This window comes from Fluviispira multicolorata (assembly GCF_009208585.1).
In the GTDB taxonomy this organism is placed as follows: Bacteria; Bdellovibrionota_B; Oligoflexia; order Silvanigrellales; family Silvanigrellaceae; genus Silvanigrella; species Silvanigrella multicolorata.
Window position 1 is genome coordinate 84,013 of record NZ_WFLN01000009.1, and the last position, 14,220, is coordinate 98,232.

The 14,220-nt window shown below is 32.2% G+C and carries 11 protein-coding genes; 8 read left to right on the forward strand and 3 right to left on the reverse strand.

Going from position 1 to position 14,220, the window contains the following annotated elements; all coding sequences use genetic code 11:
• Positions 1 to 13 precede the first annotated feature (13 nt).
• Entirely contained in the window at positions 14 to 679 is a 666-nt protein-coding gene (locus tag GCL57_RS12330) for an HAD family hydrolase (protein WP_152213656.1), read from the reverse strand.
• A 162-nt stretch (positions 680 to 841) separates the two neighbouring features.
• Between GCL57_RS12330 and fabF the strand changes: the two genes are divergently transcribed.
• Positions 842 to 2,083 (forward strand): beta-ketoacyl-ACP synthase II, encoded by a 1,242-nt coding sequence (fabF, locus tag GCL57_RS12335; protein ID WP_152213657.1) that lies wholly within the window; start codon positions 842 to 844, stop codon positions 2,081 to 2,083.
• Between the two features lie 17 nt (positions 2,084 to 2,100).
• Here the strand turns inward: fabF and GCL57_RS12340 are convergent, their stop codons facing one another.
• Positions 2,101 to 2,796 (reverse strand): YjjG family noncanonical pyrimidine nucleotidase, encoded by a 696-nt coding sequence (locus GCL57_RS12340; protein WP_152213658.1) that lies wholly within the window; start codon positions 2,794 to 2,796, stop codon positions 2,101 to 2,103.
• Positions 2,797 to 2,873: 77 nt separating this feature from the next.
• Here GCL57_RS12340 and GCL57_RS12345 point away from each other — a divergent pair, with 77 nt between their 5' ends.
• Positions 2,874 to 4,202: a putative Na+/H+ antiporter gene (locus tag GCL57_RS12345; protein ID WP_152213659.1), complete on the forward strand. Its 1,329-nt coding sequence runs from the start codon at positions 2,874 to 2,876 to the stop codon at positions 4,200 to 4,202.
• 399 nt (positions 4,203 to 4,601) lie between these two features.
• On the opposite strand, the gene GCL57_RS12350 is transcribed toward GCL57_RS12345, so the two are convergent.
• On the reverse strand, positions 4,602 to 6,494 hold the full coding sequence (locus GCL57_RS12350; protein ID WP_152213660.1) for a S9 family peptidase: 1,893 nt from the start codon (positions 6,492 to 6,494) through the stop codon (positions 4,602 to 4,604).
• A gap of 124 nt (positions 6,495 to 6,618) precedes the next feature.
• Here GCL57_RS12350 and GCL57_RS12355 point away from each other — a divergent pair, with 124 nt between their 5' ends.
• The 6 genes from GCL57_RS12355 (at position 6,619) to GCL57_RS12380 (ending at position 14,208) form a co-directional block, all read left to right on the forward strand.
• Entirely contained in the window at positions 6,619 to 7,335 is a 717-nt protein-coding gene (locus GCL57_RS12355) for a TVP38/TMEM64 family protein (protein WP_161597746.1), read from the forward strand.
• 118 nt (positions 7,336 to 7,453) lie between these two features.
• Positions 7,454 to 8,584, forward strand: coding sequence for a glutamine-hydrolyzing carbamoyl-phosphate synthase small subunit (carA, locus tag GCL57_RS12360; RefSeq protein ID WP_152213662.1), 1,131 nt, complete (start codon positions 7,454 to 7,456; stop codon positions 8,582 to 8,584).
• A complete protein-coding gene (gene carB / locus GCL57_RS12365) occupies positions 8,577 to 11,702 on the forward strand; it encodes a carbamoyl-phosphate synthase large subunit (protein WP_152213663.1) in 3,126 nt (1,041 codons plus the stop codon). Before carA ends, carB begins: the two co-directional genes overlap by 8 nt.
• A gap of 2 nt (positions 11,703 to 11,704) precedes the next feature.
• Positions 11,705 to 12,646, forward strand: coding sequence for an ornithine carbamoyltransferase (argF, locus tag GCL57_RS12370; protein ID WP_152213664.1), 942 nt, complete (start codon positions 11,705 to 11,707; stop codon positions 12,644 to 12,646).
• A gap of 10 nt (positions 12,647 to 12,656) precedes the next feature.
• Positions 12,657 to 13,352, forward strand: a complete 696-nt coding sequence (locus GCL57_RS12375; RefSeq protein WP_152213665.1) for a pirin family protein — start codon at positions 12,657 to 12,659, stop codon at positions 13,350 to 13,352.
• A 175-nt stretch (positions 13,353 to 13,527) separates the two neighbouring features.
• Positions 13,528 to 14,208 carry a hypothetical protein gene (locus tag GCL57_RS12380; protein WP_152213666.1) on the forward strand — a complete coding sequence of 227 codons (681 nt, stop codon included), beginning with the start codon at positions 13,528 to 13,530 and terminating at the stop codon, positions 14,206 to 14,208.
• Positions 14,209 to 14,220: the final 12 nt, after the last annotated feature.

Below are 14,220 nucleotides of genomic sequence, written 5' to 3' on the forward strand. Positions count from 1 at the left end.
TATTTTTTCTTTATCACTTTAATATTGAGATTAATTGTTTATGCGTTAAGCGTGAAAAATGATTTGCTTTTGTTTCAAAACGATCGTTTAAATCTGTTTTAATCCAAATAGCTTCGCAACCTGCAGTCTGTGCAGCAAGTAGGCCTCGCTCTGAATCTTCAATCACAAGGGCTTCGCTTGGAGAAATATTAAGTACATTGAGAGCTTTATTATAGAGGTCTGGAAATGGTTTTTTACGCATACCTGGTTCAATACCAACTACAGTATCGATGCACAATTTATCTTTTTGTTGGGATAATATAAGATTTATTTCTTCAGCGGGACTATTGCTTGCTATGGCATTGACATGTCCGTTTATTTTTAAGATAGATAGAATTTCTGGAATTTCGGGATATATTTTAGCGGCTCCTTTAGAAATAAGTTCCCAGTAGTGTTTTGCCTTTTCTTTTCTTATTTCTTCGAGGTTGCAGCTAATATTATAAGTTTCAATTTCTTTTGCAACTCCTGCTCCAGTGTGTGTAAAAGTATCATAATAATCATACTCGTTGAGAGTGTGACCAAATTGTGCGAAAGCTTTTGCATAAGCGAGGAAGTGAATGCGTTCAGAGTCGCAAAGGCATCCGTCAAAATCCCAAAGTATTGCTTTTTTTGAGAGTATTTTGTGTTTTAGATCTAACATTGTTGGGTTCCTTGCTCTTCGTATTTCACATAAAGTTGTTATAGTGTATACCGACAGTTGTTGGTGCTCTGGCTGGCTTACAGTTATGCATAACTAGCATGTTTATTTGTGATGAGCTAGTCAGGATTAATAAGTCCTTTTTTGAATTGAGAGGTTTGCTTGATGAAACGTGTCGTCGTTACTGGTCTTGGAATCGTATGTCCAATCGGCAATAATTTAGAGGAATGCTGGGAGAATGCAATTGCAGGAAAAAGTGGTATTGGCAAGCTTACAATGTTTGAACCTCCTGAAAATTGTGTGACAATTGCTGGGGAAGTCAAAAATTTTAATGCAGCTGATTTCATGGATGAAAAAGAAGCTAAAAGAAACCAACGCTTTGTTCATCTCGCAGTTGCGGCGTCAAAAATGGCATTAAAAAATGCTAATTTAAAACTCGATGCAAGCAATCAAAATGATGTTGGAGTTGCTATTGGAGTTGGTATTGGTGCTCTAGGGTATCTTGAAGATCAATCTTTCACTGCGCGCACCAAAGGAATAAAAAGAGTTTCTCCATTCACAATTCCCGGCTTTATCGGAAATATGGCAGCTGGCGTTGTTTCTTTAGAGACAGGCGCCAAAGGTCCAAATATTTGTACGGCAACGGCATGTTCAAGTGCTGGTCACTCTATTGGTGATGCTTTTATGTATATTCAAACAGGGAGAGCAAAGGCTATGATTTGTGGAGGAGCAGAGTCTGCCCTCAGTCTCGTTGCTTATGCTGGTTTTGGACAAATGAAAGCACTTTGTTCTGATTTTAAAGACACTCCTGAAAAAGCATCACGACCATTTGATAAAGATCGTTCTGGCTTTATTATGGGTGAAGGCTCAGGAGTTCTTATTGTAGAAGATTATGAATATGCTAAAGCACGTGGAGCAAATATTCTTTGTGAGTTGGTTGGTTTTGGTGCCTCAGGAGACTCCTATCATTTTACTTCACCTGCTCCAGGTGGCGAAGGTGGTGCGCGTGCAATGCAACAAGCACTGACGACTTCAGGATTAAAGCCTGAAGAAGTCGATTATATAAATGCACATGGTACATCTACTGATCAAGGTGACTTGTGCGAAACTCAAGCAATTAAGACTGTTTTTGGTGAGCATGCATATAAATTAAATGTAAGTTCAACAAAAAGTATGACAGGTCATTTATTAGGAGCGGCCGGAGGAATTGAAGCCGTTTTTTCTATCATGGCAATGAAAACGGGTATAATTCCGCCAACAATAAATCTTGAAAATCCAGGTGATCAGTGTGATCTCAACTACACTGCCAATAAAGCGGTAAGACGTAATGTAAATACTGTTATTTCAAACTCGTTTGGCTTTGGTGGAACAAATGTTTCGTTAGCATTTCGTAAAATGAAAGATTAATATTTAATTTTAATCTTTCATTTTTTATTTATTATTTTTTTTAATTCTATTAATTCTGAAATAATATAAGTTGGAGTTATTTCGTTATGTGGAGATCCTCCTTGAGGATGATACCAGCAGTTATCTATTCCAAATAATTGTGCACCTAAAATATCTGCATTTAAATTATCACCAACCATTAGAGTGTTTTCCTTGCGAGCATTCCCAAATTTATTAAGAGCAAGTTGAAATATTTCTTCGAATGGTTTTCTATACCCACACTCTTCAGATATTGTAACAAAATCAAAAAATGGATTTAATTCAGAAAGTGAAAACCTACTCTTTTGAATGTCGGTAAAACCATTTGTTATTATGCCAATTTTTATTTGATTGGATTTTAAAAACTCGCAAATTGCATATGCACCTGCTTTTAAATGGGTGCCTTGAGCAATCTTTTGCAAGTAGAAGTCGCTAAAAGGTTTAGGATCTTGTTTTATATTATGAGCGTCAAAAATTCTTTCGAATCGTGATATTCTTAAATCATTTCCGCTGATTAATCCATTTTCAAGTTCTTTCCAGAGAACTCGATTTGTTTTTTTAAATTCCGAATATAAAACATCGGTATGGTAACTGATGGCAAAATGTGAGACGGTTTGCCGAAAGGCAATTTCTTGAGATTTATTAAAATCAAAGAGAGTGTCATCAGCATCAAAAAGAACGAATGCGTATTTCATGTAAAGATCCTTTGTGAATACGAGGCAATTGCAAACATTACAAAGATCTTCTCAATCTGCAAGGAAAATTTTTTAGAATGACTATCGAATGTATTGACAAAACTTCAATTATCCCTACGTTACTTCAAAATAATATTGTAATTTATAGTGTAACAGTTATTTTTATCTTAGCTGTTTTGCATACTTTTTGTTCAAGTCGAATTGTTGCTCTCTCACATAGGCGACCCAAAGGATCAATGTCTGAAAAAGTACTCCACTTTCTTGGGGAAGTTGAAGTTGTTTTTGGATTTTGGGCATTTATTTTTCTGGCCTTTTTATCTGCATTATTAGGAATGCAAGCTTCACTTGATTTTTTGAATGAGATTGACTTTAAAGAGCCAATATTTGTCTTCATAATCATGTGCATGTCTGCCACAAAGCCTGTTATGTTTATGGCGGATAGAGGAATTAATTTATTATCAAAATTCTTTTCAAAGATATTATTTATTCCATTTAAAATTACATTATTTAGCAGCATTTTTATATTTGGAACGTTAAGTGGCTCTCTTATTACTGAGCCAGTGGCTATGACCGTTTCAGCATTACTATTGCAAGAACACTTTTTTTTAAAAACAAATAATATTAAATTTAAATATGCAATGCTTGGGCTTTTATTTGTAAATATTTCAATTGGTGGAACATTAACTCACTTCGCTGCTCCTCCTGTACTAATAGTAGCAGCTCCTTGGAAGTGGGATGCTATTTTTATGTTTATGAATTTTGGTTGGAAATCGGCAATTGCTATTTTAATTGGAACTGTTTTAACAGCATTCTATTTTCGTAAAGAAATTATTGCAACAAATAAATATCCAAAAACAAATGAGCGAAAACAAAGAACTCCCTATTGGATAGTTGGAGTGAATGTAGGCTTTCTCGTTCTTTGCATTGTCTATCATAAATATATTTCATTTTTAGTTCCACTCTTTTTACTCTTTATAGGCTGGTTTGAGGTTACTAAAGAATATCATGATTCATTAAAAATAAGAGAAAGTCTTCTCGTTGGTTTCTTTTTAGGAGGAATTGTTACTTTAGGATCTTTACAGCAATGGTGGCTTATTCCGCTTGTAAATTATCTAAATCCTCTTTCTTTATTTTTTGGAACAACAGCTCTGACCGCTGTTACTGATAATGCTGCGTTAACATACTTAGGAACTTTGGTGCCAAATTTGTCAGATACATTTAAATACTCATTAGTAGCTGGTGCTGTTGCAGGAGGTGGCTTAACGGTTATTGCAAATGCGCCAAACCCAATTGGCTATGGGATATTAAATAAAAGTTGTGGTGAAGATGGTATCAGTCCATTGTATTTATTTTTAGGAGCGCTTCCTTACACATTAATTGCAATACTTTGTCTTTTATTTCTCTGAATCATTTTTTAAAGAAATTAATAGCTAAATACTTAATATTTTTTTGGTATTCTTTAAAAATATTAATTATTTATAGTTATAATTATTTTTTTTGTTTTAAATATTTGAATATTTTTTAATTAAATAATGTTAAAAATAAATAATTTAATCTACATAAAAAAGTGCTTTTTTATGTAATTTTGTTTTTAACATTTTTTCTATTAAATTAAAATAAAACTGAATTTAAATAGATATATGAGGAAATTTAGAAATTTTCTGAGATTATTATTTGTAAAATGAAACAATTTATAGTAGTAATAATTACATAAATGCTAGGGTTAAGACTATTAAAAATAATAAGATCTAAATATAAGAGAGTGAGGTAAACTCACTTATCCATGTCGATATATAAAAAATATTTTATAATACTTTTGAGTAGAAATCTAATTCTTTAGTTAAAGATATAACAATGTTTTCAGCGTTTCTAAAACCATGTCCTTCTTCCTTAAAAATAAATGTCTCATTGTAAATATTATTTTTATTCAGAGCGTCCGCTATTTTGTATGTTTGACTTACATGCACAACAGGATCCTTGTCACCATGGAAAAAAATAACTGGGCTTTTAATTTTATGAGCAGAATTTATTGGTGATCTATTAAAGTAAATTTCTCGTGTATCTTGTACTGATCCACCTAAAAGCCCTTGATCATAATAAGCTTCAAATTTATGAATATGCTCTGTCATAGCAATAAGATCAGCAATTCCATATGTACATGAACCACACTTATAAACGTTATGAAATGCAAGTGAAGATAAGACCGTAAACCCTCCAGAGCTGCTTCCAGAAATAATAAGTTTATCTTTATCCGCTTTTTTTAATTCACATAAGTAGAGAGCGCAATCTATGCAATCCTCTACATCAATTATGCCCCACTTTCCTTTTAATTGATCTCTATACTCTCTCCCATAGCCCGTACTGCCCCTGTAATTCACTTCTACATAGGCATAGCCACGACTTGTGTAATATTGAATTTTTGGAGTGAGCATATAGTCGGCATTTGCAGTAGGACCTCCATGAACTTTAACAATAAGAGGAGGGAGTTCATTTTCTTTTGGACAATAGAGAGGATTTTTTGGGGGATAATAAAACGCATAAGCTTTTTTGAGATCACGGGTTTGGAATTTTATAAGTTCGGGTAAAGAAATAAATTCATTCTCAATTGATTTATCAATAGAGTTTCTTAAAATTTCTATAGAATTTAAGTTATTTTTATTTGATATTATTATCGCAGGGGCAAGAGTTGGATTACCTCCAATAAAAGCAACTCTATTATTTTCAGCTACAATATTATAAATACATGTGAGAGAATTGTTATGTTCAGTAAAAACTTTATTATCGAGTCGAAGAGTGCCTGTTTTCCATATGCCATTTTCTGAATAACAGCAAATAATTTCATTCGCCGATAAAAACTCAAAACAACGGGTTCCAGTAATCCACATTGGTCTTCCAAAATCTACATTTCTCTCATATAAATTAATGAACTTTTTGTCAGAATATTGATATATATTCCAATAGCCTGTTTTATCTGAAGAAACAAAGAGTTGACTATCGTGAGACCATGTTGGTTGGTAATAGGATTGTTTCTTCTCTTCAGATAGATTTTTATTATTAATTAAACTTCCGTCTTCTGAAATGTCTGCTAGCCAAAGCTCGGTTGCATCCCAGGGCATGTTAGGGTGATCCCATTGCAACCAAGATATTTTTTTTCCATTTGGGCTGATAGTTACATTACTATAGAAGTCTGCTCCCGTTAAAAGAACTTCAACCTTTTTATTTTCAATGAAAATTCTCACAATTTCTGTGGTTGGAAATTGATTTTTTCCCGTATCATCTTTACGAATGCAATATAAAAATTTGTGCTCAGGATCGGAACAAAAATCTGCATAGCGATACTCGCCTGGTTCAACAATAGCTTTTATTTTTTGGTTTGAGATATTTTTTTGATAAACTAAACCTGTTTTCATATCTGCAAAGTAGAGCATTTGTTTTTTGATATAAAAGGCTCCTCCGCCATAACCATGCACTGATGTTCCAACATTAAATTCACTGGAGGTTTCGTCTGTATATTTCTGATTCTCGTCGCTTGAAACAATGACATTGCGTCCCTTGTCTTCGGGTCTGGATTCACACCAATAGAGAATACCTTGATCCATATGTATATCGTTAAAGGAAATAGATTTACTTGCTATCATTTCTGCAGTTATGGGAGATTTCCATTTGCCAAAATTTTCTGATTGCTTTGATGCTGACATTATTTTTCCTTCGATTTTTGGTGTATGTCTAAATGGAAAAGGAAAGTTTATTTTCCTAACCAAGGCATCAAATTATACATACAAGATTTTAATTTTGCATCTAAAATCTTGTAAAGGAAATGCAATGAGAAAAAATTTCTATTTTATAGCTATACTATTAATATTTTTTGCTCTCAGTCGAGTTTTAAATTCAGCCAGTAATCAAAATAATGAGGTTGATATCCTTGTAATGGAATCTTTCCAAAGCAGTGTAGCAACTTTAAAATCAATTGCTGACCAATATCCGATTTTGGTTTTTTTAGTTTATGGAATTTCATTTTATTTGTTAACAATTTTCTATATTCCATTTACAGCATCTGCATATGTTTTATTTGCTGGTGCATTATTCGGATTTTATAAAGGCACTTTGTATTTTTCATTCTTATTAACTTTTGCATATACTTCATCATTTTTGGTGACTCGATATATATTTCATAAGTTTTTTAAATCGAAAACAAATACAAAAATCCAAAATATTGTAAAGGGATTTGAAAAAGATGGTTGGGTTTACCTTCTCTCAATCCGATTTTCTGCGATAATACCGGGGGTCGTTGTAAATACAGGAATGGGGATCACAAATATGCCCACTTGGCAATTTTTTTTAATCACACAAATTGGGACTTTACCCCATGTTATTGCCTATGTATATGCAAGCAGTAAAATTGAAGAAATTAAAAGTTTAAATAATATTGTTTCACCAAATTTTTTCTTGTTACTTATAGTCTTAGCTCTCATGCCAATTATTCTGAAAATGCTATCTGAGTTTTTAATTGCATCGAAACAAAAATTTAAAAAAGAATAACTTGACTAATAAAATGGTTGGTGTAAGAATAATCCAATTTTTGGCTCGGTGGAACTTGCAATTTCGTTGAGTTCTTTAGCTTTATTATTATTTAAAATCAGAAAAATTTGGAGAAAATATGCAAGCGATTCTTCTATTGGAAGATGGGACGGTTGTGCATGGGCAAAGTCTGGGAGCAACTTGTGAAGTGAGTGGCGAAATTGTTTTTAATACAGCTATGACGGGTTATGAAGAGGTTATTTCAGATCCTTCTTATTTAGGACAAATTGTCGTTTTTACTACAAGTCATATTGGTAATACTGGAATTAATTATCAAGATTTAGAGTCAAGTCATATGCATGCTGAAGCGATGATCTGTAAGGAAATTTCTCAGATTCCTGATAACTATCGTGCAAAAGTATCGCTTGATGAATATTTAAAGAAGCAAAATAAATGTGCTTTATTTGGAATTGACACTCGCTTTCTCACTCAAAAAATAAGGAACGAAGGTTGCTTAAAAGGTATTATTTCAAATATTGATTTTGATATAAAATCTTTGACAAAGAAATTAGACAGTTCAAAAGCATTAAATCATAAAAATGCCGTAGAAATTTATAAAAATAATAATGTTAAATCTATTAAAAATACATCTAATAAAAACAAAAAATATAAGGTTGCTGTTTTCGATTTTGGAATAAAGCAAGGTATCTTGAATTCATTGGTTGCATTAAACTGCGATCCGATTTTATTTCCGTATGATTGTTCTGCTGAAGATATTAAAGCCATCCAACCGGATGGCCTTTTTTTTAGCAATGGTCCGGGGGATCCTGCACAGCTTGCAAATGATTCAAAAATATTAAGTGTCATGCAAGAGCTTTTACCCTTGTTTCCAAGCTTCGGCATTTGTTTAGGACATCAATTGATAGGACTTGCATTTGGTGCGAAAACAAAAAAATTAAACTTTGGACATCATGCAATAAATCACCCTGTAAAAATTTTAGATAGAAGTGAATCGAAAGTTTTAATGACCTCACAAAATCATAATTATATTTTAGATATTTCGGAATTTGAAGATATATTTAATGTCACACATGTACATTTAAACGATGGGACACTTGCAGGGATTCGCCATAAGAACCTCCCTGTTTTTTCTGTTCAATTTCATCCTGAGGCAAATCCAGGTCCTCGTGATGCTGAATATATATTTAAAGAGTTTATTAATGACATGAATAAGAATAGAAATAAAAATAAGGATGTTATAAATGCCTAAGTTAATTGATATTAAAAAAATCCTTATTATTGGTTCTGGTCCAATACAAATTGGTCAAGGCTGTGAGTTTGATTATTCAGGTACACAAGCATGTCTTGCATTAAGAGATGAAGGTTATGAAGTTGTTCTCATAAATTCAAATCCTGCAACAATTATGACGGATAAAGAAACAGCAGATAAAGTCTATATCGAGCCTTTAACACATGAGTTTATTTGTAAGATAATTGAACTCGAAAGACCAGATGCAATTTTACCCACAATGGGTGGGCAGGTGGGATTAAATCTTTTTATGGAATTACATAAAAAAGGTGATTTAGAAAAATATAAAGTAAAAGCTATTGGTGTCAAAGCAGAAACTGTTGATAAAGCAGAAGACAGACGAGAATTTAAAAGCTTAGTCACTTCTCTGGGTTATGATGTTGTCAGAGGAGATCTTGTTTCAACTAAGGAACAAGCTAGAAAGCTTGCGCAAGAACTCTCTTATCCACTTATTATTCGCGCATCTTTTACTCTAGGAGGAACAGGAGGGGGGATAGCATTTGACGAGAATGAATTTGAAAAATTAGTTGATGCTGCATTTTCTGCAAGTGAGCATGCCGAAATATCAATTGAAGAATCAATTATCGGTTGGAAAGAATATGAATTAGAAGTCATGCGTGATAGAGCCGGAAATTTTGTTGTTATTTGTGGAATTGAAAATGTGAATCCAATGGGAGTGCATACAGGAGACTCTGTTACGGTTGCTCCTTGTATGACATTAACAGATAAAGAATACCAAAAGCTACGTGAATGTTCTAAAGTTATATTTAAAGAAATTGGCATGGAAACCGGTGGAGCAAATATTCAATTTGCAATTAATCCAGACAATGGTCGAACCGTAGTGATAGAAATGAATCCGAGGGTTTCAAGAAGTTCAGCGCTTGTTTCAAAAGCAACTGGTTATCCAATTGCACGTATTTCTGCAAAACTTGCCATTGGCTTAACCTTAGATGAGATTAAAAATGAAATAACCAACGTAACAAGCGCAGCATTTGAGCCGACTATTGATTATGTTGTAGTTAAAATTCCTCGCTGGGATTTTGATAAATATAATGACGTAGATGGAAAGCTTGGCATTCAAATGAAATCTGTTGGAGAAGGATTGGCATTTGGTAGAAGTTTTAAAGATGCATTTCAAAAAGCTTGGCGCTCTCTCGAAAAAAATATTGATGGCTGGCAGAACTCAAAAAATAAATTCTCAGTAAATGAATTAGAAAATCTTTTGCAAACGCCGACTCCTGCTCTTTTTTCATATATTAAAGATGCTTTTTATTTAGGTTTTTCAATAGACAAAATCTATGAATTAACAGGAATCGGTAAATGGTTTTTATATCAACTTCAAGAATTAATTCATGAAGAAAATATTTTGACTCAGAGTAATAGTGAAATATCGAGATCGATATTATTTCAAGCTAAAAAAGATGGATTTAGTAATAAACAAATTGCAAATTTAACAAAAAATTCAATTTTAAAAATAGAAAATTTATTAAAAGAGTTTTCTATTAAACCCACTTTTAAAATGGTTGACACTTGTGCAGGTGAATTTGAAGCGCAAACACCTTATTATTTTAAAACATATGAAGAACAAAATGACAATCGAATTTCTAATAACAAAAAAATTGTCATTTTAGGCAGTGGGCCAAATCGAATTGGGCAGGGAGTTGAGTTTGATTACTCATGTGTGCATGCAGTAAAAGCCGTACAAGAATTAGGTTATGAAGCCATTTTAATAAACTCTAACCCTGAAACTGTAAGTACTGATTTTTATATCTCTGATAAACTTTATATGGAACCTTTAGTAGAAGAAGATATTCTTGATATATTAACAGAAGAAAATCCTTATGGTGTTTTTATTCAGTTTGGGGGACAAAGCCCATTAAAGCTTGCCAAGGCAATCGAACAAAAAGGCTTTCGAATTTTAGGAACATCTTATTCTGCAATTGAACTTGCAGAAGATAGAAATTTATTTGGTAAAATTCTTACAAAACTTAGTATTAAAGCTCCTGCATTTGGGACAGCTATGTGTGCAGAAGATGCCATAGGAGTAGCAAATAGAATTAATTATCCCGTTCTGGTGCGCCCTTCTTTTGTCTTAGGTGGTAAAGGAATGGCAGTTGTATTTAATGAGTCAGAATTATTAAGTTACTTTAAAAATGCCCTAAAAATTGATTCAAGCAAACCTGTTTTGATAGATAAATATTTAGAAAATGCAATTGAGTTTGATGTGGATTTAATTTGTGATGGAGAGAATATTTTTATTCCTGCAATAATGGAGCACATTGAAGAAGCAGGAATTCACTCTGGTGACAGTTCGTGTGTTATTCCTTCTTATAGTTTAAGCCAAAATAATATTGATAAAATAAATATCATTTCTAAAATGTTAGCTTTAGAATTAAAAACGATTGGACTCATGAATATTCAGTTTGCTTTGTATCAAAATGAAATTTATGTGCTTGAGGTCAATCCTCGCAGTTCACGCTCTGTTCCATTTGTTTCAAAAGCAACTGAAATTCCAATGGCAAAAAATGCTGCATTTGTTTGCTTAGGTAAAAAAATAAATGAACTAAATACAAATATACCTCAGCATTGTTTAAATAAATTCAATATAAAAGTTCCGGTCTTTCCATTTCAAAAATTTCCTGATTTTACCCCTGTACTTGGACCAGAAATGCGCTCAATAGGTGAGGTTATGTCAAGTTCACATGATTTCAATGAAATGCTTTATAAAGGATATTTATCTGCAGGCTTAAAATTAAATAAAAGTGGTATTGTTTTGTATCTTGGAGATGAAAGTAAAATTGAAAATTATTTCAATATTTTTCATTCAATTTTAAAAGATAATTTTGATTTTATTTCCTATTCTAAATTTAAATTTAAACTTGAAGAAATAAAATATAAAATAAAAAATCAAGAAATAATAATGATAATATCACCATTAAATTTTAGAATTAGTGATAATAATTGTGAAGTTTCAGAAATTTCAAAATATGCTATCCAATATAAAATTCCTGTGCTCTCGACATTAAGATCTGTAAAAGCCTTTTCGATTGCTACATTATACAATACTATGAGGTCTTAACAATGAATTTAACTGGACGTTCACTCTCGACCTTATTAGATTACTCAGTTGATGAAATTAATTTCATATTAGAGCTTTCTCATAAAGTTAAAAAAGAAAAGAAAGAAAAGATATTTCCAAAAAGGCTAGCAAATAAAAATATAGCTCTTATTTTTGAAAAATCGAGCACACGCACACGCAGCGCCTTCACCGTCGCAGCTTTTGATGAAGGTGCTCATCCAGAGTTTTTAAATAAAAGTGATATTCACTTTGGTAAAAAGGAAAGTACAAAAGATACAGCAAGAGTTCTTGGCCGAATGTATGATGGAATAATGTTCAGAGGATTTAAACAAGAAACATTAAATAATCTAATTCAGTTTTCACAAATACCTGTTTGGAATGCATTAACAGATGATCATCATCCAACCCAAGCATTTGCAGATATGTTGACCTTGCAAGAAAAAATAGGCGAACTAAAAGGGAAAAAACTTGTTTATTTAGGAGATGCCGCAAATAATGTGGCTCATTCTCTTATGATAATGGCTTGTAAATTGGGAATGTCTTTTGTTGTCTGTTCACCAAAGTCGAGAAGACCTTATAGTGAAATTATTTCGCAATGTGAAAAAATAATAAAAGAAACAGGAGCCGAATTAGAGTTTTCTGACAATCCAGTACGCGCAGTTAAAAGTGCAGATTGTTTATATACGGATGTTTGGATATCTATGGGAGAAGAAAATAATCCAGAATGTAAAGAACGCATAGAAATTTTAAAACCATATCAAATAAATAATAAACTTATGTGTGCAACAGAAAATGAATCGACTTTATTTTTACATTGTCTTCCAGCTGTAAAAGGTATGGAAGTAACTGAAGAGGTTTTTGAGTCAAAAAACAGTGGCGTGTTTGATCAAGCTGAAAATAGAATGCACACTATAAAAGCAATTATGATCGCAACTCTCACTTAGGAATAAGAATATGCTGCGCATACGTAAAAGTCACGACAGAGGAAGCGCAGAGCATGGCTGGTTGCATGCAAAACATACTTTTTCTTTTAGCAGCTACTATGATGAAGAGCATATGGGATTTAGGAAACTTAGAGTTATTAATGAAGATAAAGTTGAAGCAGCCCAAGGCTTTCCAACTCATGGGCATAGAAACATGGAAATTGTAACCTATGTTTTAGAAGGTGCGCTTGAACATAAGGACAGCCTTGGAACGGGTTCAGTTATTCGTCCTGGTGAAGTGCAAATAATGAGTGCTGGCAGTGGAATACAGCATTCTGAATTTAATCATTCAAAAGAGAATTTACTTCACTTATTACAAATTTGGATTGAACCATCCGTAAATGGTATAGAGCCAAGGTATGCACAAAAAGATTTTTCATCTAGCAAAGAAAAATTAAAGCTTGTTGTCTCTCCAACGGGAGAAGAAGATTCTCTTTCCATAAAACAAGATGTAAAATTGTACCGCGGAATTTTCGATAAAAATGAGAATTTAAAATTTTCTATTTTACCAGCACGTCATGTTTGGCTGCAAATTGCATTTGGGAAATTAAATGTCAATGGGGAGCAACTTGAGCAAGGAGATGGGCTTGCTATTAGCCAAGAGTCAGAAATTACTCTTGTTACAAAAGATGAAAGTTGTTCTTTTTTATTATTTGATCTTTATTAATAGCATCTTCTTTTATAAGTATTTTAAACAATAGATGTTTTTAACCTTTTGTGATTAAATCCTAATTTTATAAAATAAATCGATACAAGTGATTGACAAAATATTTAAGAAAAGATAAAAAAAATTAGTTTTTAAAATGAATGAATTTAATAATAAATCGTTGAAGGAGTATTTTATGCAATATTTTTCCTTTGAAGAAGCTAAGAAATTATTTCAAGATGAATTTAGTATTCTATTTAAAAATAATAAATATACTTATGAATTTCATACAAAAGAAACATTTAATAATGAATACTATAGAAGACATATGGTAGAGTGTGTCAATAGAATTATTATGAATAATGAACTGGATTGTTACGCTATTAAAAAGTGCTTAAATCAAGATAATATTCTTGCAAAAGATTTTACTTATTATCTTTATGATGAACTTTGTCATGATGATTTATTTTTACATGATTTAAAAGAAATGGGTTTATCCAGAGAAACTGCTTTAAAAACAAAAACATTTTTTTCAACAGATTTATTAATGGGGTATCTTAACTTACAGGTGTCAAAATATGGTGCATTACCTGCAATCGTTTGGGATTGGGTTTTGGAATATTATGGACAAAGTTATAATGGTTTTATCACTGATAAAGCAATAAAAAACTTAGGGAAAGAAAAAACAAAAGGTGCTAAGAGTCACATAAATACAGATATAAATGAAGATCATCCGGCGATGATGTTTAAAATTGTTTCGCGTGCGATTAAAAGTGAAAAAGATGCACAAATTGCAAAAGATACAATTATTAATTGTATAAAACTTATTTCTATGTATTTTGATGAATTAGCGCTCTCTGTTGGAATTAATAGTTAGTATTTAGAAAGA

Coding starts and splice junctions, on each gene's coding strand:
- GCL57_RS12375 (WP_152213665.1), top strand. CDS start 12,657: ATGCTGCGCATACGTAAAAGTCACGACAGAGGAAGCGCAGAGCATGGC.
- GCL57_RS12345 (WP_152213659.1), top strand. CDS start 2,874: ATGACTATCGAATGTATTGACAAAACTTCAATTATCCCTACGTTACTT.
- GCL57_RS12380 (WP_152213666.1), top strand. CDS start 13,528: ATGCAATATTTTTCCTTTGAAGAAGCTAAGAAATTATTTCAAGATGAA.
- carA (WP_152213662.1), top strand. CDS start 7,454: ATGCAAGCGATTCTTCTATTGGAAGATGGGACGGTTGTGCATGGGCAA.
- GCL57_RS12355 (WP_161597746.1), top strand. CDS start 6,619: ATGAGAAAAAATTTCTATTTTATAGCTATACTATTAATATTTTTTGCT.
- GCL57_RS12340 (WP_152213658.1), bottom strand. CDS start 2,796: ATGAAATACGCATTCGTTCTTTTTGATGCTGATGACACTCTCTTTGAT.
- argF (WP_152213664.1), top strand. CDS start 11,705: ATGAATTTAACTGGACGTTCACTCTCGACCTTATTAGATTACTCAGTT.
- GCL57_RS12330 (WP_152213656.1), bottom strand. CDS start 679: ATGTTAGATCTAAAACACAAAATACTCTCAAAAAAAGCAATACTTTGG.
- GCL57_RS12350 (WP_152213660.1), bottom strand. CDS start 6,494: ATGTCAGCATCAAAGCAATCAGAAAATTTTGGCAAATGGAAATCTCCC.
- carB (WP_152213663.1), top strand. CDS start 8,577: ATGCCTAAGTTAATTGATATTAAAAAAATCCTTATTATTGGTTCTGGT.
- fabF (WP_152213657.1), top strand. CDS start 842: ATGAAACGTGTCGTCGTTACTGGTCTTGGAATCGTATGTCCAATCGGC.